20 protein-coding genes and 1 tRNA gene are annotated in these 26251 nt (G+C 47.0%); 15 read left to right on the forward strand and 6 right to left on the reverse strand.

From position 1 onward, the window contains the following. Positions 1-2 precede the first annotated feature (2 nt). Positions 3-254 (reverse strand): hypothetical protein, encoded by a 252-nt coding sequence (locus ACR6Z4_RS18385; protein WP_479718762.1) that lies wholly within the window; start codon positions 252-254, stop codon positions 3-5. 441 nt (positions 255-695) lie between these two features. Here ACR6Z4_RS18385 and ACR6Z4_RS18390 point away from each other — a divergent pair, with 441 nt between their 5' ends. The 5 genes from ACR6Z4_RS18390 (at position 696) to ACR6Z4_RS18410 (ending at position 8755) form a co-directional block, all read left to right on the forward strand. Beyond that, on the forward strand, positions 696-2270 hold the full coding sequence (locus ACR6Z4_RS18390) for a type I restriction-modification system subunit M (RefSeq protein WP_479718763.1): 1575 nt from the start codon (positions 696-698) through the stop codon (positions 2268-2270). 3 nt (positions 2271-2273) lie between these two features. After that, positions 2274-3575, forward strand: coding sequence for a restriction endonuclease subunit S (locus ACR6Z4_RS18395; protein WP_479718764.1), 1302 nt, complete (start codon positions 2274-2276; stop codon positions 3573-3575). Positions 3576-3644: 69 nt separating this feature from the next. Continuing rightward, positions 3645-4982, forward strand: a complete 1338-nt coding sequence (locus ACR6Z4_RS18400) for a DUF3696 domain-containing protein (protein ID WP_479718765.1) — start codon at positions 3645-3647, stop codon at positions 4980-4982. A gap of 12 nt (positions 4983-4994) precedes the next feature. After that, a complete protein-coding gene (locus ACR6Z4_RS18405) occupies positions 4995-5453 on the forward strand; it encodes a hypothetical protein (protein ID WP_479718766.1) in 459 nt (152 codons plus the stop codon). A gap of 137 nt (positions 5454-5590) precedes the next feature. Continuing rightward, the gene (locus tag ACR6Z4_RS18410; RefSeq protein WP_479718767.1) at positions 5591-8755 is read left to right on the forward strand and encodes a type I restriction endonuclease subunit R; all 3165 of its coding nucleotides are present in this window, start codon (positions 5591-5593) and stop codon (positions 8753-8755) included. A 165-nt stretch (positions 8756-8920) separates the two neighbouring features. On the opposite strand, the gene ACR6Z4_RS18415 is transcribed toward ACR6Z4_RS18410, so the two are convergent. Then, a complete protein-coding gene (locus tag ACR6Z4_RS18415; RefSeq protein WP_479718768.1) occupies positions 8921-9148 on the reverse strand; it encodes a hypothetical protein in 228 nt (75 codons plus the stop codon). A gap of 15 nt (positions 9149-9163) precedes the next feature. Continuing rightward, positions 9164-9448 (reverse strand): hypothetical protein, encoded by a 285-nt coding sequence (locus ACR6Z4_RS18420; RefSeq protein WP_479718769.1) that lies wholly within the window; start codon positions 9446-9448, stop codon positions 9164-9166. A 187-nt stretch (positions 9449-9635) separates the two neighbouring features. Here ACR6Z4_RS18420 and ACR6Z4_RS18425 point away from each other — a divergent pair, with 187 nt between their 5' ends. The 10 genes from ACR6Z4_RS18425 (at position 9636) to ACR6Z4_RS18470 (ending at position 23271) form a co-directional block, all read left to right on the forward strand. Beyond that, complete coding sequence (locus tag ACR6Z4_RS18425; RefSeq protein ID WP_479718770.1) at positions 9636-9854, forward strand: helix-turn-helix domain-containing protein; 219 nt, start codon at positions 9636-9638, stop codon at positions 9852-9854. Between the two features lie 52 nt (positions 9855-9906). After that, positions 9907-10006: transfer RNA gene (locus ACR6Z4_RS18430), tRNA-Arg, on the forward strand. A 340-nt stretch (positions 10007-10346) separates the two neighbouring features. Then, the gene (locus ACR6Z4_RS18435; protein ID WP_479718771.1) at positions 10347-13433 is read left to right on the forward strand and encodes an ATP-binding protein; all 3087 of its coding nucleotides are present in this window, start codon (positions 10347-10349) and stop codon (positions 13431-13433) included. Further along, positions 13430-13960: a DUF4242 domain-containing protein gene (locus ACR6Z4_RS18440; RefSeq protein ID WP_479718772.1), complete on the forward strand. Its 531-nt coding sequence runs from the start codon at positions 13430-13432 to the stop codon at positions 13958-13960. The genes ACR6Z4_RS18435 and ACR6Z4_RS18440 overlap by 4 nt, the downstream gene beginning before the upstream one ends. 138 nt (positions 13961-14098) lie before the next feature. Beyond that, on the forward strand, positions 14099-15172 hold the full coding sequence (locus ACR6Z4_RS18445; protein WP_479718773.1) for a class I SAM-dependent methyltransferase: 1074 nt from the start codon (positions 14099-14101) through the stop codon (positions 15170-15172). Between the two features lie 160 nt (positions 15173-15332). Then, on the forward strand, positions 15333-16013 hold the full coding sequence (locus tag ACR6Z4_RS18450; protein WP_479718774.1) for a GNAT family N-acetyltransferase: 681 nt from the start codon (positions 15333-15335) through the stop codon (positions 16011-16013). A gap of 390 nt (positions 16014-16403) precedes the next feature. After that, positions 16404-17486, forward strand: a complete 1083-nt coding sequence (locus tag ACR6Z4_RS18455) for a class I fructose-bisphosphate aldolase (protein WP_479718775.1) — start codon at positions 16404-16406, stop codon at positions 17484-17486. Between the two features lie 225 nt (positions 17487-17711). Next, a complete protein-coding gene (locus tag ACR6Z4_RS18460) occupies positions 17712-18737 on the forward strand; it encodes a BMP family protein (protein WP_479718776.1) in 1026 nt (341 codons plus the stop codon). A 504-nt stretch (positions 18738-19241) separates the two neighbouring features. Next, positions 19242-21896 carry an ATP-binding protein gene (locus ACR6Z4_RS18465; protein WP_479718777.1) on the forward strand — a complete coding sequence of 885 codons (2655 nt, stop codon included), beginning with the start codon at positions 19242-19244 and terminating at the stop codon, positions 21894-21896. A gap of 22 nt (positions 21897-21918) precedes the next feature. Beyond that, entirely contained in the window at positions 21919-23271 is a 1353-nt protein-coding gene (locus ACR6Z4_RS18470) for a sensor histidine kinase (protein WP_479718778.1), read from the forward strand. Positions 23272-23493: 222 nt separating this feature from the next. On the opposite strand, the gene ACR6Z4_RS18475 is transcribed toward ACR6Z4_RS18470, so the two are convergent. From ACR6Z4_RS18475 to ACR6Z4_RS18485, 3 genes are all read right to left on the reverse strand, one after another. After that, positions 23494-24582, reverse strand: a complete 1089-nt coding sequence (locus tag ACR6Z4_RS18475; RefSeq protein ID WP_479718779.1) for an adenylate/guanylate cyclase domain-containing protein — start codon at positions 24580-24582, stop codon at positions 23494-23496. Further along, on the reverse strand, positions 24579-24956 hold the full coding sequence (locus ACR6Z4_RS18480) for a response regulator (protein ID WP_479718780.1): 378 nt from the start codon (positions 24954-24956) through the stop codon (positions 24579-24581). The genes ACR6Z4_RS18475 and ACR6Z4_RS18480 overlap by 4 nt, the downstream gene beginning before the upstream one ends. A 194-nt stretch (positions 24957-25150) precedes the next feature. Further along, positions 25151-26251 (reverse strand): ATP-binding protein (locus ACR6Z4_RS18485; RefSeq protein WP_479718781.1); only part of this gene is annotated, 1101 nt, incomplete at its 5' end.

Here is a 26251-nt window from a genome sequence, read left to right on the forward strand (position 1 = left end):
TATCATTTACGCTCGAGCTTTTTGCCTAAGTGTAAAGCTTTAGTAGCAAGAACTTTCAAGCGATTAAACTCATACTTAATTTGCTGCCTAATACCTGCAAGTTCAAGTGTTGCAGATGTGTAGTCCACCCTATACTTCGATTCAGCTTTTTTTAACTCTCCCCGGTCTGCTTTGCCCAGAACGTAATCGTCTGAAGCTTGTGTAAGCTGACGTTGATTGTCTTCGAGTGACAAGTTGTCTTCTTCTAAATTCATTAGCTTAACAACTTTAAGAAAAGTTTCAAATTCAACACAAAACCTAAACACTCTCTATAGAGAGTATAAGGCATTAAATCACAGTTAATTTAACGTTCTGGCAGTCTGTAATACAGAATACCCACTTTTTGAAGTCGCTTATTGAGCCTAGCATAGGAAGATAACCAGAACAGTACCCAAAGTAGTGATTAGTTTTGTTGTTCAAATAAATATTTTTGTTTATCAATGTAACGAATGAAAGTGCATAGTTAGATTTACTCAGTAATCAAATAAAACTATTTTCTTAGCTTGATCGATGAGAGTACTTGAGGTTTGGGTAAGGCTGAGTTTTAAATGGAATAGACGGTCATCGCCTCTTCAAACTGCCCTAATACTCCTGTACGATGCCTAAACAGCACTGGCAACAGTGGGGGTAGTTAGGGCATAACTAGGTAGGAGTTGATGGCAGCGAATTATTCTGTGATAGAAAAACGCCTTTGGGAAGCAGCAGATTCGCTACGGGCAAACTCGAAGCTGAAGTCTTCGGAGTATTCGGTGCCTGTGTTGGGGCTAATTTTTCTGTGCTATGCGGATTACAAATTTACGCAGGTCGAGAAGGAACTGGCAGTAGCACAAACGGGTTCTCGTCGTCGCCGGACGGTAGGGAAGCTGGACTATCAGGCGAGGGGCGTACTGTATTTGCCGGATGTTGCCCGGTTCTCGAATTTGCTGAATTTGCCGGAAGGGGCAGATATCGGTAAGGCGATCAATGAGGCAATGAAAGCGATCGGGGAGGAGAACCCGGAGCTAGATGGTGTTTTACCGAGAACCTACAACCGCTTTGATAATGACTTGCTGGTATCGTTGCTGAAGACGCTGAACTTCACCCAAGAGCTAGAGACGCTGGAAGGGGATGTGTTCGGCAAGATTTACGAGTATTTCTTGGGTGAGTTTGCCCGGAGTGAGGGGCAGAAGGGAGGTGAGTTCTTTACGCCTTTAGCTCTGGTTAAGTTGATTGTGGAGATTATTGAGCCGTTTCATGGGCGAATTTTCGATCCTGCGTGTGGGTCGGGGGGTATGTTCGTTCAGAGTGCGGCATTGGTGGAGACGAGGAAGAAGGTAGACCCAAACAGTGAGATCAGCCTGTATGGTCAGGAACGGGTAGCGGAAACGCTGCGACTATGCAAGATGAACTTGGCAGTGCATGGGCTGTCGGGGCTGGGCAGCATTCGAGAGGGGAACAGCTACTACGAAGACATTCACCAGTCTCTAGGCAAGTTTGATTTTGTGATGGCAAATCCACCGTTTAATGTGAATGCGGTGGATAAGGAGAAGATGAAGGCAGATGCTCGGTTTAAGGAGTTGGGGCTACCGAAGGCTGACAACGCTAATTACATCTGGATTCAACTGTTTTATAGTGCGCTGAATGAGACGGGCAGATCGGGCTTTGTCATGGCGAATTCTGCCAGTGATGCTAGGGGGAGCGAACTGGAGATTCGGCAAAAGCTGATTCAGGCTGGGGTAGTGGATGTGATGGTTGCCATCGGCTCTAACTTTTTCTATACGGTGACGTTGCCCTGTACGCTGTGGTTTTTAGACCGGGGCAAGGTGAGGACTGCCCGGAAGGATAAGGTGCTGTTTATTGATGCACGGCACATTTACCGTCAGTTAGACCGGGCGCATCGAGACTTTACGGATGAGCAGATTGAGTTTCTGGCAAATATTGTGCGGCTCTATCGGGGTGAACTGCCACAAATTACCAACGGGAGCCAAGCTTTACTGGATGAGAAATTCCCGAATGGGGCATATCAGGATGTGGCGGGACTGTGCCGAGTGGCAACACTGGCAGAGATTGAGGCACAGGGTTGGAGCCTGAATCCGGGGCGTTATGTGGGAGTGGCAGAACGAGCGGTTGAGGATTTTGATTTTGCGGAACGGTTGGAGGAGTTGAACGAGGAATTAGAACTTCTGAATGCTGAGGCGAGAGAGTTGGAAGAACAAATTTCCAGTAATGTAGCAATGTTGCTGGAGGGTTGACTAATGAACTCTAAAAGTTTCAAACACAATTGGAAGGAGGAAAGAATAGGAGATCGCTGTATCGTTGGCGATGGTGCTCATGCCTCGATTAAGCGACATTCCGCAGGCGTTATGTACTTAACGTCTAAGAACTTTAAGGATGGAAGATTAGATTTATCAAAGATTGATTACATCTCTCAGAAGGATTACGACAAATACTTCCGCGAAGATTCAAAAGCTCTTTCAAAACCTCAAGCTGGTGATGTTTTGTTTAGCATTATCGGCTCAATGGGTGAGCCTTATTTATACAAATTAAGCGATTACTTTGGTTTATCTAGCAGTGTTTCAATTTTAAGACCAAATCAAGCAGTGATATTGCCTGAATACCTTTATTACTGGATTCAAGGTCATATTTTCCAAAATGCTTTGTATGGGATAAAGGGAGGAGTAGCACAGAGTTATGTAAGCCTTGAGATGATACGGTCTTTACCTTTAAGTTATCCAAACTTACCTACTCAACAACAAATTATTGATATCCTCTCTGCCTACGATCGCCTCATTGAAAACAACACAAGACGCATCAAAATCCTGGAAGAGATGGCGCGATCGCTCTACGATGAGTGGTTCGTCAAGTTCCGCTTTCCTGGTCATGAACAAATCAAACTTGTTGATTCAGAATTAGGGTTAATTCCTGAAGGATGGAGCGTTAGAAAACTTGAGAAATTGGGTTTTTTAGGACGAGGGAAGTCGAAGCATCGCCCAAGAAACGATCCTTCTCTCTATGGCGGTAACTATCCATTCATCCAGACAGGAGAAGTTAAAGAAGCTTCTCAATCGCTTTACATAACAAGTCATAGCCAAACTTACAATGAAATAGGTTTAGCCCAAAGTAAGCTATGGGAATCTGGAACCTTGCTGATTACGATCGCCGCTAACATAGCTGAAACAGCCATATTGACATATCCAGCTTGCTTTCCAGATAGCATTATTGGTTTTGTTGCTGACCCAGAACAAGTTAGTGCTGAATTTATCAAATATTCTATTGAGCAAGTCAAGCTGAGAATGCAGAACGTCTCAAAAGGCACTACTCAGGACAATCTAAGCCAGGAAAAACTTAGAATTTTTGATTTCCTGGTTCCTAGTAAAGCAACAATGCAATCTTTTACCAAAAATACAACCCCTATATTTCAGCAAATTAAGAATCTACTTTTGAAGAATTACAACCTCAAACAGACTCGTGATCTGCTGTTGCCTAAGCTGATTTCAGGTGAGATTGATGTGGAGAAGTTGGATGAAGTGAGAGAGGAAGGGGCGATCGCTGCATAAATTATGATAAAGGTGGTTGGCGGTAGCTCTATTAATTTTATTAACTAAAAAGGGTGAGTAGCTAGGTATATGGACAAGCTGATACTAAAAGATTTGCGTTGCTTCCACCAAAAACAATTAATCTCTCTAGCTCCTCTAACGCTATTAGTTGGTGAAAATAGTACTGGCAAATCAACCTTCCTATCTGCTGCACGAATTGCTTGGGATATAGGCTATGGAGTATTAAGTCCAGACTTTAATGAAGAACCTTTTAATCTTGGAACATTTGATGAGATTGCTCATTACTCTGGTGGAAGAGGTGGGCGAGCGTCAACTTTTACTATTGGTTTTGAATTGTCACTTAACTCTTCTATTAAAAAAAATACTGATAATGCTCTCACTGACCCTATACAAGTTGAAGGTTTTTTCCATAAGGCAGGAGGACAACCTACTTTACGAGAACTTTGTATAAGCTCTTCTCACTATCGAATTACTCTGGAACCAAATGACTTAAAAATACTTATTGAAGCCCCATCGGGCAGAAAAAGTTTTAAGCTTCCTGTTTTTAGAGATTCAACAACTTCAGTAGATAGAGTAAATCCTCTTCAATGGGAAATTATTCCTCTGCTTCTAGATAATCAAATGCTTCTTCGAGGAGTAACTAACTCACAGGATGAAAACGAACCACTTGAGGAAAAAGATGCAAATGTAATTCGTAGAATACTAGACTATCTGCGATTATCTACTAGAGCTAAAAGACCATATGCTTTCGCTCCAATTAGAACCCGCTCTAGGCGTACATACAATCCTGTTCGAGATATTCCTCAGCCCGAGGGTGAGCATGTACCAATGGTTCTGGCGAAGTTATTTCGTGGCGATTTGGAGAAATGGGAGGTGTTAAAAGAGGGTTTAGAACAATTTGGTAAAGCATGTGGACTATTTACTAGCTTAGATATTAAACAACTAGGAAAGAAAGAAGGTGACCCATTCCAGATTCGTGTTAAGCTCTCTGGCTCACCAAGAAACTTAGTAGATGTTGGATATGGAGTTAGCCAAGTCTTACCCATTCTTGTTGATAGTATTCTAGAGCAGAATAACCGCATTTTTCTTATGCAGCAACCTGAAGTTCATCTTCACCCAAGAGCACAAGCTGAGCTAGGAACATTTCTTGCAACGCTAGTTCAGAACCACAAGAAAAAATTCATAATCGAGACTCATAGTGATTACCTAATTGATCGTATTCGTATGGATATAAGGGACGGAAAAGGTATTACTTCAAACAAAGTGGAAATTTTGTACTTTGAGCGTGATGGAAATGATGTTCAAATACACAGAATCAGAATTGACAAGAACGGAAATATTGAAAACCCACCTTCAGGCTATAGAAAGTTTTTCCTAGATGAAGAGAGAAGATTTTTTGGAATTTAGTTGAAAATAATAATGTGTGTAATTATTGACGCAAATCTTGCTTCGACTGTATTTTCTCAACCCTGTAATAAAGATTTTATTAAAGTAATTGAGTGGGTGTTAGAAAAAGATGGAAAAATCGTCTTAGGAGGCAAGCTGGCTGAAGAACTTTTTATGTTGGAAAAGCCAAGGCGTTTTTTAATACAGCTTATTTCTGCCGGGAAAGCGATTTTAATCAAAAAAGAAAATGTTGATTCAGAAGAATTAAGAGTCAACAATACGGGTTTTTGTGTATCTAATGATCCTCATGTAATAGCCCTTGCTCGTATTTCTGGTGCACGACTACTTTGCTCTCACGATCAAGCTCTCCAAACAGATTTTAAGAATAAGGACTTGATTTCTAATCCTCGTGGCAAAGTTTTCGTGTGTGCTGATCACTCACATTTGCTAAAACATTCTAATAGTTGTGGTCAAGCGCGTAGAAGAAGGTAAATACAATATAGATAGCGGCGATATTAATTTCAGGTAAAAACGTTAAATGCCAACAAATTATTAAGGTAGATGATGAAACATATGGATATCCCAGAACTCTAAATAAAGTCATCACCTAACTGACTCAACGAATACATATGCCCCAACCTCACCTAGATTCCGAGCAAGCCCTAGAAAACGAAGCGATCGCCCTCTTCTCCACACTGGGTTGGGACACTATCAACGCCTATCAGGAGACGTTAGGCACTACTGGCACTCTCGGACGAGAAACCAGAGGTGAGGTTGTCCTGATTCCTCGATTACGATCAGCCCTACAGCAACTCAACCCAGACTTACCCAACGAAGCCCTTCAGCTTGCTATTGAGGAACTAACACGCGATCGTAGCACTAGCTTAGAAGCTACCAACCGCGAAATTTACCAACTGCTCAAAAATGGGGTCAAAGTTCGCTTCAAGACAGATGAGGATGAGGAGCAGGAAGAAACCGTCAAACTCATCGACTGGAATACCCCAGACAATAACCAATTTTTGCTTGTCTCCCAGTTCTGGGTTACCGGAGAAATTTACAGCAGACGGGCAGACCTGATCGGCTTCGTCAACGGTCTACCCCTCGTCTTCATCGAACTCAAAGCCCACCATCAGCGACTAGAACAGGCATACCAAAAGAACCTCACCGATTACAAAAACACAATTCCTCACCTGTTTTGGTACAACGCCTTCTTGATCCTCTCCAACGGCAAAAAAAGCAGAGTTGGGGCAGTCACCGCAGAATGGGAGCATTTCTCTGAATGGAAAAAGATTAACGATGAAGGCGAAACTGGCATTATTTCCCTAGAAACCATCATTCGGGGCATCTGTGACAAAACCCGTTTGCTAGATGTGGCTGAAAACTTCACCTTCTTCTATACGGCTGGGGGACGGTTGATCAAGATTCTGGGCAAAAATCACCAGTTCTTGGGGGTAAATAATGCCGTCGCTGCCGTTCAGCAGATTGGACAGAACCGGGGCAAATTAGGAGTCTTCTGGCATACCCAGGGCAGCGGCAAAAGCTACTCGATGGTTTTCTTCTCCCAGAAAATTCTCCGTAAACAGCCCGGAAATTGGACATTCCTGATCCTCACCGATCGGGAAGACTTGGACGACCAAATCTATAAAAATTTTGCCTACGCGGGAGCCGTTACCGAACCTGAAAAAGAAGTCAGGGCTAAAAACGCCGAACACTTAAAACAACTTCTGCGAGAAGATCACCGTTACGTCTTCACCCTAATTCAGAAGTTCCGAACGGAGAAAGGGGCTGTATATCCCAAGTTGAGCGATCGCTCAGACATCATTGTGATTGCCGATGAAGCCCACCGATCGCAGTATGACACCTTCGCTCAAAACCTGAGAAATGCTCTACCCAATGCTGGATTTATTGGCTTTACAGGTACTCCCCTCTTGGCAGGCGAAGAGAAAACACGAGAAGAGTTTGGCGACTACATCAGCGTTTACAACTTCCGCCAATCCATTGAAGACGGGGCAACCGTTCCCCTCTTCTACGAAAACCGTATCCCTGAACTGCAACTGACCAACGAAGAACTTAACGAAGACGTTTACCGCATCGTTGAAACTGCCACGCTGGATGAAGAGGAAGAACGCAAACTAGAGCGAGAATTCAGCCGTGAATATCACCTGATCACCCGTGACGATCGCCTAGAAAAAATTGCAGAAGACCTCGTAAACCACTTCTTAGGACGAGGCTATCGGGGCAAAGCAATGGTGATTGCGATCGATCGCTTCACCGCAGTCAAAATGTATGACAAAGTTCAGCACTACTGGAAACAGCACATCGAAGCCCTAAAAGCCCAACTTGCGATCGCTAACGAAGCAGACCAACAGCAGCTCTCGGAGCAGATTGCCTACCTCGAATCAACGGATATGGCAGTCGTAATCTCGTCTTCTCAGAATGAGGAAGCCGACTTTAAGAAGAAGGGGCTAGACATCATGCCCCATCGTAAGCGGCTAGTGCATGAATCCCCCGGTCTAGACGAGAAATTTAAGGATGCAAACAACCCTCTCAGGATTGTGTTCGTTTGCGCCATGTGGATCACAGGGTTCGATGCTCCTAGTTGTTCCACCATCTACCTCGATAAACCTATGCAAAACCATACCCTGATGCAGACCATTGCCAGGGCAAACCGGGTTTTCAGGGAAAAAGTTAACGGCTTAATTGTCGATTACATCGGAGTCTTCAAGAACCTGAAAAAAGCGCTGGCGATCTACGGTTCTGCTTCGGGTGGAGGCATTGAAGAAGGAGATGTACCCGTTAAGCCGAAAGCAGCTTTGCTCGAACAGTTGAGAGGGGCGATCGCAGAAGCAACCGAGTTTTGCACTGCTAAAGGCATTGACCTCTCCAAATTCCAAACAACTCAGACTGCATTTGAGCGCACAAAGCTCTGGGCTGATGCCGTTGAAGCCATTCTGATTAACGACGACTCCAAACGCACCTACTTCTCCCTGGCAGGAAACATCACTCGCCTCTACAAAGCCATCTTGCCCGATCCTGATGCTAACGAGTTCACTGCAACCGAAGCCTTCTTCAGTCGCCTCAGTCAAGAAATCCGCAACGAAGTTCCTGATGTAGACATCTCCGAAGTCAAAGCAGAGGTAGAAGCCCTACTAGATGACTCAATTCTGGCAGGAGAATTTGTAATCCCTGATACTCAAGGGCAGTACATCGATCTCAGCCAGCTTGATTTTGAAGCCCTCAAAGCAGAATTTGAGACAGGCTATCAGCGTACTCAAGCAGAAAAACTCAAGGGCACCCTTAACCGCAAACTTCAGCAGATGGTGAGCCTCAATCGAAGCCGTGTGAACTACCTGGAACGGTTTCAGCAGATGATTGAGGACTACAACAGCGACTCTCGCAACGTTGAGCTATTCTTCAACGACTTAATCAACTTTGCTCAGGAATTGGGAACGGAGGATCAGCGAGCGATCGCCGAAAACCTAACCGAAGAAGAGCTAGCCATCTTTGACCTACTGGCTAAACCAGAAATTGACTTGAGTAAGAAGGAAGAGCAAGCCGTTAAGCAAGTAGCTCAGAAACTTCTAGAGACACTAAAGCGGGAAAAGCTAGTTCTCGATTGGCGTAAGCGGCAACAATCAAGGGCAGCAGTCAGACTGGCGATCGAAGAGACGTTAGACCAATTGCCAGAAACTTACTCAGCCGAAATCTATGAACAGAAATGTGAGCAAGTTTACCAGCACGTTTATGAGTGCTATCAGGGACAGGGACGAAGCCTCTATAATTCTGCTGCTTAAGCTCCAACTGGGGGAAGTAAAAACCCGTTATTCTCTAGAAAATTCAAGCAAGTTCTCACTGGTAAAGAAATTTTAAGATTGCAAGAGAGGGCAAATAGCCCTGAATAGACAGAAAACCCGGTAGAGCCTACCGGGTTTAGATTTGTCGAGTGATGTTGTAACCGTCTAATCTGTCAGGCTGATCCGTTTGGTCAATATCCGCATCACCTCACCAGGATTGACCGTTGGAAGTTGTCTAGACCATTCATCTGGTCTTGCATACCCAAGCTGAAACAGACTCATTACAAACGAGTTCACCACTTCAGGACTACCGATCGCCAATACCCGCAAAATCTCAGGAGAGGGGCGATCTTTTAGATCAATCAGGGGTTGTTCAGGAGATTGAAAAGACATTGGCTTTACTCCTGCTCAACTAGACTGGGCAGAGTTAGAAGCCTCAATCCTCAGATCAGAGGATATCTGAGGGGCGATCGCTTGTTCATCTTCTGCATCCAGCAATTCAGGATAAGGGTGGGGTTCCTCCAAACTCCGAGCATTGCGGGTAAAGAATAGGATCGTTTCAGCAAGACGGTTTTGCAATAGTTCAGCATCAAAGCTGTCTGCCCAATAGCGGGTAAACAACGCCTCGATCGCTTCTCCTGCCGCATCCTTAGCGGATTGATAACGATCATTCGGTTGTGTATCTGTCATCATAGGGGTACTCCTACATAGGGGTTTAACCCAGTCCTGAAGATCGGAAGTCGGAGGACTGGGTTTAGTGTGCCTACGATTGTACTCTCATTCAGTGAGAATATCCATTGAATGAGAACTCTTGCTCAATGGATACTTTTGCTCAGTGAGAGTATCCTTGTAGTGAGAGTGATACTCTCATGGAATGGCTATGATCAATACGATTGCTGAGTTTGCAAAAGTTAGAGGGTGTAAAAACGCCTACGAATTTTGGAAGATCACCGGACTGCCACAAGCAACCGCTTATAGGCTGTTTGGTGATCCAGAAGCTTATCCATCGAAAGATAATCAGAACGCCATTTGTAAAGCTTTTAATGCCCAACCAGGAGATTTTTTGCGCTATCTCCCTGAAGAAGAAATTGAAGAATAATGGCGATCGCCCTTATTAAGGAATGATGAAGTTGACATTTTGGGTGTAACTTGGGTGTAAAAATACTCCTGAAAGTCTGAAACCCTTGCTATGTAAGGATATTTCATCGCCTCCTAAGCGATAGGTCGCGCGTTCGAATCGCGCCAGTCCCGTTGATAAAGTTGGCTTTTCTAGGGCATTTGGGATATTGCCCATGGGTTGCAATGTCGAAAAATATGCCATAGCTTTCCTAAATTTAGGAAAGGTTTAGGGAGGAAAAAAGATTTACCAACGGTTTCAGCAAGCGAGTAGTCATCCTAATACTCCTGGATTCTGCATTATCCCTGTTGGTGTGGATCAAAGGCTTTGCAGAGCTTGCCTTTGAACCCAAATACAATCCTATTAAAAGCTGAGGGTATTTTTTATAACGAAAATTTGACGCACTCTCTTCCAGCTAGTTATAGAATCTGAAGAAGGGCAGGCAATTCAGGGATCCGTTATGACTTAGGCGCAATGTCTTCAATCTTACAAGTCAAATTGTTAGGTGAGTTTTCTATCACCTACGGCGATCGGTCTGTTGCAAGTATTAGCTCAGCACGATCGCAAGCATTACTGGCTTATTTGATCCTCCATCGACAGTTGCCCCAACCCCGTCAGCGGCTTGCCTTTCATCTATGGGAGAGTTCGACAGATTCCCAGGCGAGATCCAATCTTCGTAAAGAGTTGACCTACTTGCGTCGGGCTTTACCCAACCCTGAGCAATTTTTGCGAGTTGAGTCGAAAACGCTGCAATGGTTGCCTACGGCTCCATGCAGCTTAGATATCCTGGAGTTTGAAGAGGCTGTAACAGCCGTAAAAGGAGCTGAACCTCAGACCAGACCAGACTTGCTGCAAAAAGCGATCGCCCTCTACAGAGGCGACTTGCTACCGGGCTGTGAGGATGAGTGGATTGTTGACGAGCGCGATCGCCTTCAGCAACTCTACGTTAGTGCGTTAGAACAATTAGTTGACCACTTACAACAACAGCAGGACTATCGTGCTGCCCTTAGCCATGCTCAGCAGCTTCTACGTGTCGATTCTTATAACGAAGCGACCTACTGCACATTGATGCGGCTTTACAGTCAGAGTGGCGATCGCGCGAATGCACTACAAACCTATCATCGCTGCATGACCCTGTTGCGGCAGGAGTTGGGAGTTGACCCCAGTGCCAGCACGCGCAAGCTGTATGAGCAACTATTGCAAGACGATGACGTCGCGGAACAGGACGCGCCAACAAAAGCGAATGCGCCAACGCGTTTACCGGCGATCGCTCCAATTGCCGCCGCATCACCTCTGGTTGGACGAGAGCGGGAGTGGGCAATAGTTCAGCAATGGTTGACCAGTGCAACGGATTGCTCTGAAGTACTACTGGTGGTGGGTGAACCTGGCATTGGTAAAACGCGGCTGCTAGAGGAATTGCGATCGACCCTGGCAGAAAATCAAATGCTTTGGGGACGTGGGTTTGCAGCAGAGATGGTACGACCCTATGGCATCTGGACGGATGCGTTGCGATCGTTTGGGATTGGGCAAGGTCGATTGTCGCGGGTTGCGATTCCACCTGAATTAGGCGTGTTGCTTCCGGAACTGGGTACAGCCGGTCAGGATCTCCCAGACCGCAGCCATTTGTTTGATGCGGTGGTGCAACTGTTTGCTGCACAGGCAAATCACGCCCCGTTCGTCGTAGTTTTGGATGATATTCAGTGGATTGATGAAGCGTCATCGGCATTGTTTCATTATGCGGTGCGCTTGTTAAGCCATCTTCCCATTCAGTTTGCGTGTACGGCACGAATTGGCGAGTTGGAAGAAAATGCAGCGATCGAGCGCATGTTACAGGCACTCAGGCGGGAGCAACGGCTACGAATCTTGGAGCTACAGCCGTTTGATCGCGGACAAACCGCAGATTTAATTCGCAGTATTCAGTCGATCAAGTCTTCAGATGTATCCCTTGAATTAGTCGATCAAGTCTTTAGCGACAGTGGCGGTAATCCTCTCTTTGCCCTGGAAATTGCCCGTGCTTTGTCCCAAGATCGAGCGGCTCATGGAGACAATTTAGAAGCACTGATTCGCGATCGCCTGCAACGTCTAAATCCATCTGCACGAGAGATTCTCCCCTGGGCAGCGGCATTAGGACGGAGCTTTAAACCGACCGCAGTGGCGCAGGTTTCAGACTATGCCCTGCCACAACTGCTAACAGCGATCGATCAGCTTGAACAACAGACGATTATTCGCCCCAGTATTTCCGCGAATAATGAACCGAGGTATGACTTTGTTCACGATATTGTCCGTCAAACCGTTTATCGACAATTATCAGAACCCCGTCGTCAGTTGGTGCATTGGCAAATTGCTCACACGTTAAATCAACAGTTAACCGCTGATAGTGCATTGGTGAGTGATGTAGCCCATCATGCGGCATTGGGGGGCGACCACGAGTTAGCAACAGCCGCTGCTTTAGCCGCCGCCGAACGGTGTTTGAGACTGTTTGCTTATGCAGAAGCCGCAAAATTGGCGACGCAGGGAATTCAGCACTGTCAACACCTCAATGTTCAGACCCGGATTCGGCGGCACTTACAGTTACTTCGAGTGGTTGCGCTGTCGGGGGTAACCGGCGATCGCGCTGCTCAGCTAGAAGCCGAGGTGAATCAGTTGATGGATGAAGCTAGACAATTGGGATTAAAGGAGGAAGAGGCAATCGGTCTAGAAACAGTTGGGGTCGTGTATTACAGTCAAGGCAACTTCATCCATACACGAGAACACTCTCTGCGGGCAGTTGAAATCAGTCAGTCAGCAAGCCCTGCAACAGCAGCCCGTTTGCTGGCTCATAGCGGTTCTTGTCTCGCTGAACTAGGACATGACATTGTTCGGGCAGAAGCATTACTGCTAGAAGCACAATCGCTAGCCGCCAGAGTTGGCTTAGAGCTATGTGATCTTTACAGTGGATTGGGATCTGTGTACCTCTACCGGGGGCGTTACGATGAAGCGCGATCGCGGTTTAAGCAAGGCTGGCAACTTGCCTTAGTAGAGCAAGACCACTGGCGCGAGTTTTATTGTCTTAGCTATCTCGTTATGCTGGAGATAGAAACGGGTAATTTGACTGATGCATTAACGTCTTGTCAGCAAATGGCAGTTGTTTCAGCTCAAATTCAAGGTGAAGGCAGCGAAGGCGCAATTACAGCCGCACTGGAGGCTTTGATTCACTACAAGCTTCACTACCCTGAAACCGAATCCCACTTGCAACAGGTCGTTGTTCAACTGCAACAGATGGATGCCAAGCGAATGCTATCCTACGTACTGATTGGAGCTGCTGAAGTTGATTTGGAACAACGACGTTGGGAGTTAGCATTGACTCGTGCCGAAACTGCCCTACAAGCTGCTCAGATCATGCAACAGTCTAATGAAATCGCTTTAGCTTGGGCAGTGTTAACGCAGGCAACTTTAGCATTGGGACAACCAGAACGAGCAGCGCAGTATGCTGCCCTACTGGCACAAATCGATCGCCATGATCTCTGTTTTCGTGCCCAAACTGCAATTATTGACTCCACTATCCTTATAGGAGAACAATGATGTCACTAGTAATTGTTGAAACCGTTACTGAACAACCTTTAACCGACGAAATATTAAAGTCTGCGGATCAGCAAATTACTCCTTGTATCCAAGCCCGCAACGGGACGTGGCGTTATTCACTGTTGTCCGGCGATCGCCATCGCATGATTTGTATATACGATGCACCCGATGCAGAATCAGTCCGAGATGCCTATCGTCGAGGTGGGTTTACCTCCAGTCGAGCCTGGGCAGGATATATTATTGAGCCAGAAGCGACTCCACCTACCTGGAATGAATCCACTCTCAAGATTCAGGAAAGCACTTATCCAACAGGGCTGACTGATGAGCAATGTCATAAAGAGCGACAGCATTTACTGCCCTGCTATGCAGAGTACGGCGTTGAATGGATTCGCTCCTATGTATCGCTCGACAGAAGCCGTGTGCTTTGTGAACTGAATGCGCCCGATGCCGAAATAATTCGCCATGCCCATCATCGGTTTGGTTTTCCCTGCGATCGCGTCTGGTCAGCTCAAGTTTTTGCTCCTTGAAATCCGCTTGGGTTCTATGTTTCAGGGAGAGAACCATTTGGGAGCGGTTTAAGAGCGGTTTGAGAGCGATCGGCTTGCTAACTTGATTTCAGATGCAAAGACAGCATCCAACAAATCAAGTTAGCAAAGGAGTCAATCATGACTACGCAAACCCTCGATACGGCTAAAACCGAAGCATTCGCCGATCGAATGTTGACCATCCTCAATAGTGGCGCACTTGCCCTGATGACTTCAATCGGGCATCGCACCGAACTGTTTGACACGATGGCAGAACTGCCACCTGCCACGAGTCAGCAAATCGCCGATGAAGCCGGACTCAATGAACGCTATGTGCGGGAATGGCTCGGCGCAATGGTGACAGGTTGTGTGGTGGAGTATAACCCGATCGCCCAAACCTATACCCTGCCTCCAGAACACGCCGCACTGTTGACCAGAGCAGTCGCTTCCGATAATATCGCCGTCTTTGCCCAATACATTCCGCTGCTGGGATCGGTAGAAGAACAGATCATTCATTGCTTTTACAACGGTGGGGGTGTTCCCTATTCTGAGTACAAGCGCTTTCATGCGGTAATGGCAGAAGATAGCGGTCAAAGCGTGGTTTCTTCGTTATTTGAGCATGTACTGCCCCTGATTCCTGGACTGGTCGAAGCATTGCAGCGGGGGATTGACGTTCTAGATGTTGGTTGTGGCAGTGGGCGGGCGTTGAACACACTGGCAGCCGCGTTTCCTAATAGCTGCTTTACCGGCTATGACTTCTCTGGAGAAGCCGTTGCCAATGCGAATGCCGATGCTCAACTGCGCAAGCTCAGCAACATTCAGTTTCAGGTGAAGGATGCCGCCACGATTGAAGAGTGCGATCGCTACGACTTCATCACCACGTTTGATGCGGTTCACGATCAGGCAAAACCCGATGTGGTGCTGCGCAACATTTGCCGCGCCCTGCGTCCGGATGGCGTTTATCTGATGCAAGACATTCACGCCTCGACCGATGTGAGTGGCAATCTCGACCATCCCATTGGCTCATTGCTCTACACCATTTCCTGTATGCACTGCATGACGGTTTCGTTAGCCTATGGCGGTATGGGCTTGGGGGCAATGTGGGGCAAAGAAAAAGCCCTGGAACTGCTGGCAAATGCCGGATTTCAGCAAGTGGAAATCAAACAACTTGCCCACGACTTTCAGAACGACTACTACATCATTCGTAAATCGTGAACAACCATGTGCAAACTTTGTGCCTTCGCAGCCCGGTATTCCCGTGTTCACCAAGATTCGCTTGTCTTGAATCTCAGCCAATTTGCAACTGCCGTTGTAGCAAAACCCGTGACTAAACCCTCTCAGCCTCAACCCATACCCGTTTGGAGTAGTAAAAACAATGTCTAAAACACAGCTTGCTATCAATTGTGTTCAGGATTACGGTGTCACACAGCTCAATCTGAAGCTTGAAGATAAGCGATCGCCAGTTTTCATCAAGAAAATTCAATCAGTTGCAGAAATTCTGGCTAGAGCCTTTGTGGATGATCCGATGTTTGAGTTTCTGTTTCCAGATGATTCAATCCGCTTACAAACATTGATGGCATTTTTTCAACCCTTTGTGGCGGATGGCATCAATCGAGGTGAGGTTCTCCTTGCTCCAGCAAACCAGGGAGTCTGCATTTGGTATCCTCCTGAGGTATGCGTCTTCGACAATGAATTTGAGGCTATCGTCAACCAAGTTGTTGCAATCAGCACTCATTTTGGTGGCACAGAAGCTGGGCAACGTTGTGAGCATTTAGCAAATCAAGTAGGGGCTTATGAACCCATCGATCCACGTTGTGAAGTGCTGTGGATTGCTCTTCTACCCGACGCGAGAGGACAGGGGTTGGGTGGGCATTTATTGCAGCCAGCTCTGGATGCTGCCGATGCTCAAGGTCTGGGCTCCTACTTAGTGTCATCTAATATTCGTAATCACTCGTTTTATGAACGGCATGGGTTCCGCAAAAGGGATAATATTCAAATTAGTCCTGACTATTTCATGACCGGAATGTGGCGGATTCCAATACTTGTAAATCAATAGTCTGAGTTAACACCACAATCACAAAGCATTTAAAGTACTGCGACCCAGCTTTGCACAAGTCTGTGAGCAAAGCCGAGTCAAGCCGGATGTTCACCGCCAACGGCTCGTTGGCGGTGGGCGAAAAGCAACGTTACGCAGCCGTCGGAGAAAACTTTTGCCCCAAGCCAGTTTTATTTCCTAACAAGTCTCTTAGATGGATGGATTCTGCAAGAGGATTTCTAGAATGGAGAAGTCTAGTATTACAAACACTAAATTTTGCAACATGGGGGTTTGGGGGCTGCGCCCCCAAGAGGGGGTTTCACCCCCTCCACCCCCTCTAAAACTTTTAAGTTGGTGTACTAGTCTGAGTCCGTTCCATTTTTCTCTTACGGTAAGGTTCCGAAAACTCCTATGACTACTACTCTCAAGGTTCCTCAATCAATTTCCGCATGGCTTGGTGATGAGGCAGAGTATTTATTGAACTACAACGCCAAAGTTTCCCAGGATTTGCTCCACCTACCGGGACCAGATTTTATTGATCGGGTATTCATCCAAAGCGATCGCAATCCTCAAGTACTGCGCAATTTACAACAGCTTTATTCCACCGGACGACTGGCGAATACAGGCTATCTTTCCATCTTGCCGGTAGACCAGGGGATCGAGCATTCGGCAGCCGCTTCGTTTGCCCCCAATCCCATTTATTTTGATAGTGAAAATATCGTTAAACTGGCGATCGCAGCTGGATGTAATGCTGTTGCCACAACCTTAGGCGTATTGGGCAGTGTCTCCCGCAAATATGCCCACAAAATTCCGTTCATCGTCAAAATTAACCACAACGAACTGTTGACCTCCCCCAATCAGTTTGATCAAATTCTGTTTGCCTCCGTCGAGCAAGCCTGGAATCTGGGAGCAGTGGCGATCGGCGCAACCATTTACTTTGGCTCTGAAGAATCGACTCGCCAGATCCAAGAAATCAGCCAAGCATTTGAACGCGCCCACGAATTGGGAATGGCAACAATTCTCTGGTGCTACCTGCGCAACAATGCCTTTAAGCAAGACAAAGACTATCACCTCGCCGCAGACCTGACCGGACAAGCCAATCATCTGGGCGTGACCATCCAAGCCGATATCATCAAACAAAAGCTGCCCGAGTGCAACAATGGTTACGCCGCCGTTGCCCAGGCGACGGGAACCAGCTATGGCAAGACGGATAAGCGGGTTTACAGCGAGCTAACCAGCGACCATCCCATTGACCTGACCCGTTACCAGGTGCTGAACTGCTATGCCGGACGAGCCGGTCTGATTAACTCCGGTGGCGCGACGGGCAAAAACGACTTTGCTGAAGCCGTTCGCACGGCAGTGATCAACAAACGCGCAGGCGGCAGCGGTTTAATTTCGGGACGCAAAACGTTCCAGCGTCCGTTTGAGGAAGGTGTACAACTGTTTCATGCAATTCAGGATGTCTATCTATCACCCGATGTGACGATCGCCTGATAGACTTTTTGACTTGAGAATTGGAAGGGTTGTTGAGAGAGAGTCGCGCGGAGCGCGACTCTCTCTCAACATTTCATATCTGGATAAAGCTATGCTGCTATGCTCATCTGTTTATATTATTTTTGTAAAAGATCCGTAATTCTACGAGTTTATGCAGTGTGAGTCCGCTTCGTGAATAGGGAATGCTGCTTAACATACAGCATTTCACATTTCTGGCAAACTCCTATGCGCCTAAAGCCATTCCTCTTGAGTGTTGCACTCGCGATCGCCTCATTTTCCTTGATCGTTGGGTGCTCAAAGTCTGTACCCAGTTCGTCGTCCGATGCCACCACCTCCGCCACTCAAACAAACCTGAAGGTTGCGTTGATTTCTACGGGTACCCAAGACGATGGCAGTTGGAGTCAAGGCGGATACGAAGGATTACAGTTAATCAAACAACAATTTAATGCCACGGTTGACTTTAAAGGTTCCGTTGCTGATGGTCAAGCCGAAGCGCCCCTCCGAGAGTATGCGGAAGCGGGCTACAACTTTATCATTGCCCATAGCGGTGGGTATATTGACAACGCCGAAAAAGTTGCCGATGAATTTCCCCGAACAAAGTTTGCTTTAGTCACAACCTATCCCGGCAATAATCGCAACTTAGGAGCCGCCGCCTTTCGATCCGGTGAAGTAGGCTACCTATCGGGTGTGCTGGCTGCCATGAAAACGAAAACCAATAAAGTCGCCTATATTGTGGGGGCTGATTACCCTGTTTATAAAGAAGAAGCAGAACTATTTCGTCGCGGAGTCGCGGCAACAAAGCCCAATATTGAAGTCGCAACCGAATTTCTGCAAACCTGGACGGATGGTGAAAAAGGCAGGACGGTTGCCCTGGCATTAGCAGATAAAGGATATGACTACTTTGCCATTAATGCTGATGAAGCAGGAATTGGTGCTCTCAAAGCAGTCGCCGAACGCGAAAATACTCATATTATTGGCTGGACAAAAGATCAGTATGATCTTGCACCCGACCATATCGTGACGAGCGTGTTACAGGATATGCCGAAGCTGATTTTGAATACGGCAGATCTGATGCAACAGGGTAAATGGGAAGGCAAACTCTACAAGTTTGGGTTAAGAGAAGGCATTTACGACTTTGCTCCCTTTAGAGGCGCGTTGACACCTGACGAAGAGGCAACGTTTATGGCAATTAAAGACAAAGTAGTCACGGGTGAAATTGATATTGCGCCAGAAAATGGCTCTGCCTCTTAAGAAAATTTCTGAAAAAGATGTTATCCCATAGGGGCAAAGCATTCGTTCCATAGTCTTTGGTAAATGGCGACAATCATTGTCCAAATGCTTCGCTCTTACGATTTGCTGGGATGACCGTTTCTAGAAATCGCCTAAGTCCCCTGAGTTATGCTTCTACGCAATCTAGTATTACAAACACTAAATTTTGCAACATGGGGGTTTGGGGGCTGCGCCCCCAAGAGGGGGTTTCACCCCCTCCACCCCCTGTAAAACTTTTAAGTTGGTGTACTAGTTAGGACATCGGGGGGGTGGGGGCGGTGCCCCCACGCAGGGGTTTCACCCCTTCACTTCTTCCAAAACTACTCTTGTAAAGCCTGGTGGGGCATCGGGTTGCCTTACTTTTCATGGGTTGACTAACAGATCGGCTTGACCCTATCCGCAGCCTCCGGTGCAAAAAAGTTGGCATAGATCCAGTCCGTTCTCAATCGTTAGGTTTGTGCTGCATTGTATAACGTTAGGAAACAGATGACAGACGCTACACCCCCTAATCAAGGCGATTCTCAGTTACAAAAACATAGCGATCGCCCTTCGTCTCGTTGGCTACAACTACAATCCATTGTCAACCAGGTTCGTTGGGGCTTGGTATTGGCAGTGATCGTGAGTGCGCTGCCGATTGGGTCTGCACTGTTATATTGGAGCGCCCGCAATAATGCAACACAACTGTTGGAACTTCAACAAGAGCGTAGCTCGGTTGTTGCCAATCGCGTTGCTAATTATTTAGATGATTTGCAGCGAAAACTGAGCTACCTTGCTCGGGTGCGGGGTCTGAGCAGCCTCAGTCCAGAGGCTCAGAGAAATTTAATCGAAGGACTCACTCGCCATAATGATGCCTACGAAATGGTGGCAATCCTCGATAACCAGGGCAAGATGGTGAGCGTTGCTTCGCCCTATGGAGATGCAAAAATAATTAATTGGTCTGATTCAGCATTGTTTCGACACACCTACAAGCAACAAGAAGACTATGTGGGACCTGTCGTACTGGATGCCCAAACACAAATCCCCATGGTGATGCTGGCAGTGCCGATTCGAAATGATGCCGACCAGGTAGACGGCGTTCTGCTGGCACGCATCAATCTCAACTTTTTGAGCTATGTGATTTCGCAAACGGTAGTGGGCAAAACGGGCTACGTGTATGTGCTAGACGAGCGCAACTACTTAATTGCTCGCTCTGGTACAACAGTACGCAGGCGTGAATTTGAGAACGTCAGTCAAACCTCGTTACTAAGCTCTCTGGCACAAGCGCGATCGGGGCAGGTGTTCCAATATCCCGGATTGGACGAGGTGCCTGTGTTGGGAGCCGTATCGCCCATCATAAGTGTCAATTGGAAAGCCGTCGTCGAGTTGCCGACCCGTGAAGCCTATGCACCGCTCTATCGTATCATGCTGGTGATGGGCAGTAGCACACTGGGGTTGTTGGCAGTGGCGATCGCCATGGGTTGGGCATTTTCTCGGCGGTTGTCGTCACCCCTGCAACATCTGACAGATGCCGCCATCCAGCTCAGCGACGGTAACCTCAACACTCGCGTCACGATTACGGATAAAAACGAGTTAGGAATTTTAGCGCAAACATTTAACCGCATGGCTGCTCAGGTTCAGGCATCGGTGCGCACCCTGGCAGAGGCGAACGAAGACCTGGAAAAACGAGTGGCGCACCGCACCGCCGAACTGCAAATCGCCAAGGAAGCTGCTGATACAGCCAATCGTGCCAAAAGCGAATTTTTGGCGAATATGAATCATGAGTTGCGGACTCCCCTGAATGGAATTTTGGGCTACGCCCAAATTTTGGATCGCGATCCGACGCTGACGCCCAAACAGATGAAAGGCATTGAAGTCATCTACCAGTGCAGTTCTCATCTGTTGACGTTGATTAACGACATTTTAGATCTGGCAAAAATTGAGGCGCGCAAGATGGACTTGTATCCTCAAGATTTCCATTTCCCCAATTTTCTGCTGGGTACCGCGGAAATTTGTGCCGTCAAAGCTCAACAAAAGGGAATCGCGTTTGAATACATTGAGCCACAAGGGCTACCCACAGCTGTTTATGTGGATGACAAACGGTTGCGCCAGGTTTTGCTAAACCTCATCAGCAATGCGATTAAGTTTACAGATTGTGGTCAGGTAATCTTTCGAGTGGATGTGTTGAGTTCGCCACACTCAACCTTACTCGCTCCACCAGACGAAACGCTGCCCTATCAGCGCATTCGGTTTACGATTGATGACACGGGAATTGGCATTCCCCCTGAGCGGTTAGAAACCATATTTAATGCATTTGAGCAAGCCGCTGGACGCGATCGCAATGCAGAAGGCACCGGGTTAGGCTTAGCCATTAGCCGACAAATTGTGCAGATGATGGGCGGCGAAATTTATATAGAAAGCCGGGTGGGTCAAGGCAGTACATTTTGGTTTGAACTAGACCTGCCTCTGGCTCGGGATTGGGTGGCAAACACCCGCGATCGCGCTCCTATGATTGTGGGCTATCTTGGCAAACCTTATACCATTCTGGCGGTTGACGATCATGCCGAAAATCGGCTGGTGCTGGTCAATATGCTAGAGCCGCTGGGGTTTACGGTGATTGAAGCCAGTAACGGGCAAGAAGGCTACGATCTAGCCTGCCAGGTTCATCCCGACCTGGTCATTACGGATGTGGTGATGCCCACCCTCAACGGGCTAGATATGACCCGCAAACTGCGGCAGATGAACGTCTTTGCCAATACTCCAATCATTGCGTCTCCAGCAAGTTTGTCTCAAGTTGATCGACAGGACAGCCTGGAGGCAGGTTGCAACAGCTTTTTTCCAAAACCGATTCAGATTGATGCACTGCTGGCAGAGATTGCCCGCTTCTTAGCCGTGGAGTGGATCTACAACACCGATCAGTCCATCCCCACAGTGCCTAATGCAGCATCCCCCATCCGCCTTGCCCAATTGACAGCACCCCCTGCGGCAGAGCTTAGCATTCTGCATCGGGCAGCTCAGGGTGGCTTTATCCAAGACATTCAACAGGAAGCAGACCGAATTCGTACGTTGTCTCCCGACTATGGCGCATTTGCCGATCAACTCTTAACACTGACTCAACAGTTTGATGATGAAGCCATTTTGCGATTAGTCGAACAATATATTTAGCTCAAACCAGGTGGAAACAAGCATGGATATGCATTTACAAGAGTATCAACGCACGATCTTGATTGTTGATGATAACCCAACCAATATTGAAGTATTGTTTGACGTATTGAATGCGGTTGGCTATCGCGTGGCGATCGCCAAAAGTGGTGAAGTTGCTCTCAAACGCTTGCAAACCAGCATTCCTGACCTGATTTTGCTGGATGTCATGATGCCCGGTATTGATGGCTTTGAAACATGCCGTCAGATCAAGGCTAGCGACGATCTTCGCGATATTCCAATTATCTTTATGACCGCATTATCCGATACAGTCGATAAGGTCAAAGGTCTCAAGTTAGGTGCCGTCGATTACATTACCAAGCCCATTCAGCATGAAGAAGTACTGGCTCGGATCAATGTTCATTTGCAATTACGTCATCTCAACCAAACTCTAGAAGCCCAAGTTGCTGAAAGAACTGCCGAATTAACCGCCTCTATCACCCAGCTAAAAGCTGCCCAAATTCAGTTGGTGCAGGGGGAAAAAATGGCGAGTTTGGGGCAACTGGTTGCGGGCGTTGCTCATGAAATCAATAACCCAATCAATTTTATCTATGGCAACTTGCACCCGGCGGAAGAATACGTTAAGGATTTGCTGGAGTTTATTGATTGCTATCAAACCCACAGTCCCGAGGTACCCGTGCCTGTGCAAGATTGCATGGAACGAATTGACTTAGAATTTTTGCGAAAAGATTTGCCCCAACTCATTCGGTCTATGAAAATAGGAGCCGATCGCATCCGACAGATTGTATTATCGCTCCGCAATTTCTCCCGATTGGATGAGTCAGAGTTCAAAACAGTCGATCTTCACGAAGGGCTGGACAGCACGTTGCTGATTTTACAACATCGGCTCAAACGACACGATAGCAGCAATCTGCCTATCACAATCATCAAAGACTATGGGACATTGCCCCAGGTTGAATGCTATCCCAGTCAGCTCAATCAAGTATTTATGAACCTGTTGAGTAATGCAATTGATGCCCTGGAAGAACAACTCCAACGCGATCAATGGGCAATGCCCTCTAAACCCACACGCTACAGCGCCGACTATCCACCCACGATTCAAATTCAGACGTTACAGCAACGCCCAAACTGGGTCACCATTCGCATTTCAGATAATGGTTCGGGTATTCCTGAAGCACTTCAAGCCAAAGTGTTTGATGCTTTTTTTACAACCAAATCTGCGGGTAAAGGAACAGGTTTAGGGTTGTCAATTAGCTATCAGCTTCTGGTTGAAAAGCACAATGGCATGCTCACCTGCCACTCTAAACCCGATCAAGGCACTCAGTTTGTGATTGAGTTACCCGTCCATCAAGCAGTAGTTGCCAGTAGTCGCGAGTAATACGTTTGATGAGAGAGCCGCACAGAGTGCGGCTCTCTCATCAACTTGTATAGCAACCGAAGAGCTGGTTAGGACAGGGACGCTGGGACTGTGCCGCCGCTGGACAAGGGTTTCACCCTGCACCCTGTCCTAACCTTAATATGTACTGCTATATAGCGCTGTGCGGGTTGATGCAGTACGGTGTTGTGGGGCGCGGAGCGCCTCACAACACCGTTGCTGTACTTAACAAACTTGCACACCGCTATAAGATCTGTCTTTAAGAAAATACGTCACCATTTCGCCTTTACCTTTGACATCGATCGCACCTCGTTGTTCAAATTGATATTTATCTTTGAGGCGTTCGTAGGTAATCGACGTTACTTGAATGGTACCGGGTAAGCCCAAAGACTCCATACGGCTGGCGGTATTCACCGTATCTCCCCAGAGGTCGTAGGTAAACTTTTTCGTGCCAATAACACCTGCACCTACAGGACCCGTATTAATGCCGATCCGCATTTGTAAAGGGCTGGCGTCAATATGAAACTGAGCTAAATCGATTTTGCCGATCGCCTCTTGCATATCCAGTGCCATATCAGCGATCGCCTCAACATGGTTGGGCTGGGGCAAGGGTAGCCCACCGACGACCATATAGGAATCGCCAATGGTTTTAATTTTCTCTAACTGGTGTTGGTCTGCCAGCTGGTCGAAGGTGGAAAAAATGGTGTTGAGCAATTCCACTAACCCAGAGGGCGATAAACTGGCTGCCAGAGCTGTGAAGTTGACAATATCGGCAAATAAAACAGTGACATCCGCAAAGTTATCGGCAATGATTTGTTGTTCTTGCTTCAGTTTTTCTGCAATCGGTTTTGGCAAAATATTCAGCAAAAGCCGTTCTGATTTTTCTTGTTCTTCTTGTAATTTTTTTAGATATGCCTTTTCTTGATCGCGCAATCTTTTTTTTTCTAAACAAGCCCCAATTCTGGCTTTTAATAACGTTGGATTAAATGGTTTAGATAAATAATCCTCTGCACCCAGTTCAATGCAGCGCACAACGCTGTCCATATCATCCAGTGCAGAAATCATAATAATAGGAATATGGCGCAGGTCGGCATCCAATTTGATCGCTTCCAGGACTTCATAGCCGTTCATTTCCGGCATCATAATATCGAGCAAAATCAAATCATATTCTTGCGATCGCGCCTTATCTAAAGCTTCTCGTCCATTTTCGGCAACCTCAACCACCAACCCCTGGCGTTGCAGTCGTCGAGATAGGAGGTCGCGGTTAACTTCATTATCGTCCACCACCAATACAAGACCTTCGTCAGATTTCATGTTGCTACACCTTCACCCAACAGCGCCTGAATTTTGCCCAGCAGACGGGGAAATTCAATTGGCTTGGTATCGTAGTCGTCACAGCCTGCCTCTATGCACTTTTCGCGATCGCCTGCCATCGCATGAGCTGTCAGCGCAATAATTGGAATGGTTTGGGTTTCCGCCTGAGATTTAAGTTGGCGGGTTGCCGCCCAACCATCTAATACGGGCAAACTCATATCCATCAAAATTAAATCGGGGGCTTCTGTGCGAGCGATGTCAATCCCTTGTTGCCCATCCAACGCGACAATGACCTGCATCCCTTTGCGTTCCAAACGACGAGAGAGCATGTCTCGATTCATCTCGTTATCTTCAACTAAGAGTATTTTAGGCATCGACCTCTTCCCTGACCTTAAAGATACAGTGCGTTGCGGTTGGATCAAATCCCGTTATTTTTTGACTCCGAGGCTGCGCGCAGGATTCAAAAAATTATGCGATTTTTGGCGTTGCTGATTTTGGGGATGAATGTGAACGTGAAACCGAAGGTTTCACGTTCACATTCATCTCGATATTGAGCAATACCTGATTTTTAATGTTTACAAACATTACCACTAGACGCAACGGTTATTAGATTGCGGATTTCTGCCATTAATTGCTCACGGGTGTAAGCACTTTTTTGAAGAATGCGTTCGACATGCCCATTTAAGCACAGCCGATCGTCTGGGGTAATGTCTTTTGCCGTTAACACCACCACAGGAAGCGATCGCCAATCTTCTCGCTTCTGCAACTCATCCACCACACCAAACCCATCTAGCTCCGGCATCATCAGATCCAACAACATTAATGCTGGACGGTTTTCTGCCAATCGTTCCAACGCAACTACGCCATTTTCTGCTTCGATCACCACCCAACCTTCTTTTTCTAACATCTGCCGCAACACATCCCGGTTAACCGGATCGTCATCTACTACTAAAATCGAGCATGGTGGGCGATCGCATTGATATTTCTGCAAAATTCCCCTCAACCGCCCCCGATCAATGGGTTTTGTTAAATAATCGGATGCGCCCAGGGCATAGCCCATATTTTTGTTATCCACCATCGTCAGCATAATTACCGGAATATCTGACAACATCGGATCATTTTTGAGGGCAGAAAGAGTTGCCCAACCATCTAAACCGGGCATCATCACATCCAGGGCGATCGCGTCGGGGTGCAATTCTTTCGCCAGTTTTAACCCTTCCTCAGCATTAAAAGCACTATGAATTCGAAAACCTTCTTTAGATAAAAATCGGCGGAGTAAATCATGCACCGTTATATCATCATCAATCACCAGTAAAGAGCTACCTTGGGTAGGAATGGCCGACAGTTCAGCCGCATCCCACGGTAACGACTCTGCTTCTGCCACATCTGTTGTCGGAGGGGTGACCTCAGTGGGCAGCACCATCTTAAACGTCGAGCCTTGAGCCACCTCACTCTCTACCGTAATGCTGCCCCCCATCATCTGACAGAACTTTTGGGAAATGGCTAACCCCAGACCCGTTCCCCCATATTTACGAGTGGTCGAAGCATCTGCCTGAATAAATGCCTGAAACACTTTCTCCATTTGTTCAGGCGTCATCCCAATGCCCGTATCGGAGACCTGGAAAAGGATGGAGGAGTGAGGGGATGAAGGGGTAGAGGGGTGGAGGGA

Source organism: Calyptranema fuscum S582, from assembly GCF_055793305.1.

Coding starts and splice junctions, on each gene's coding strand:
- ACR6Z4_RS18385 (WP_479718762.1), bottom strand. CDS start 254: ATGAATTTAGAAGAAGACAACTTGTCACTCGAAGACAATCAACGTCAG.
- ACR6Z4_RS18390 (WP_479718763.1), top strand. CDS start 696: ATGGCAGCGAATTATTCTGTGATAGAAAAACGCCTTTGGGAAGCAGCA.
- ACR6Z4_RS18395 (WP_479718764.1), top strand. CDS start 2,274: ATGAACTCTAAAAGTTTCAAACACAATTGGAAGGAGGAAAGAATAGGA.
- ACR6Z4_RS18400 (WP_479718765.1), top strand. CDS start 3,645: ATGGACAAGCTGATACTAAAAGATTTGCGTTGCTTCCACCAAAAACAA.
- ACR6Z4_RS18405 (WP_479718766.1), top strand. CDS start 4,995: ATGTGTGTAATTATTGACGCAAATCTTGCTTCGACTGTATTTTCTCAA.
- ACR6Z4_RS18410 (WP_479718767.1), top strand. CDS start 5,591: ATGCCCCAACCTCACCTAGATTCCGAGCAAGCCCTAGAAAACGAAGCG.
- ACR6Z4_RS18415 (WP_479718768.1), bottom strand. CDS start 9,148: ATGTCTTTTCAATCTCCTGAACAACCCCTGATTGATCTAAAAGATCGC.
- ACR6Z4_RS18420 (WP_479718769.1), bottom strand. CDS start 9,448: ATGATGACAGATACACAACCGAATGATCGTTATCAATCCGCTAAGGAT.
- ACR6Z4_RS18425 (WP_479718770.1), top strand. CDS start 9,636: ATGATCAATACGATTGCTGAGTTTGCAAAAGTTAGAGGGTGTAAAAAC.
- ACR6Z4_RS18435 (WP_479718771.1), top strand. CDS start 10,347: ATGTCTTCAATCTTACAAGTCAAATTGTTAGGTGAGTTTTCTATCACC.
- ACR6Z4_RS18440 (WP_479718772.1), top strand. CDS start 13,430: ATGATGTCACTAGTAATTGTTGAAACCGTTACTGAACAACCTTTAACC.
- ACR6Z4_RS18445 (WP_479718773.1), top strand. CDS start 14,099: ATGACTACGCAAACCCTCGATACGGCTAAAACCGAAGCATTCGCCGAT.
- ACR6Z4_RS18450 (WP_479718774.1), top strand. CDS start 15,333: ATGTCTAAAACACAGCTTGCTATCAATTGTGTTCAGGATTACGGTGTC.
- ACR6Z4_RS18455 (WP_479718775.1), top strand. CDS start 16,404: ATGACTACTACTCTCAAGGTTCCTCAATCAATTTCCGCATGGCTTGGT.
- ACR6Z4_RS18460 (WP_479718776.1), top strand. CDS start 17,712: ATGCGCCTAAAGCCATTCCTCTTGAGTGTTGCACTCGCGATCGCCTCA.
- ACR6Z4_RS18465 (WP_479718777.1), top strand. CDS start 19,242: ATGACAGACGCTACACCCCCTAATCAAGGCGATTCTCAGTTACAAAAA.
- ACR6Z4_RS18470 (WP_479718778.1), top strand. CDS start 21,919: ATGGATATGCATTTACAAGAGTATCAACGCACGATCTTGATTGTTGAT.
- ACR6Z4_RS18475 (WP_479718779.1), bottom strand. CDS start 24,582: ATGAAATCTGACGAAGGTCTTGTATTGGTGGTGGACGATAATGAAGTT.
- ACR6Z4_RS18480 (WP_479718780.1), bottom strand. CDS start 24,956: ATGCCTAAAATACTCTTAGTTGAAGATAACGAGATGAATCGAGACATG.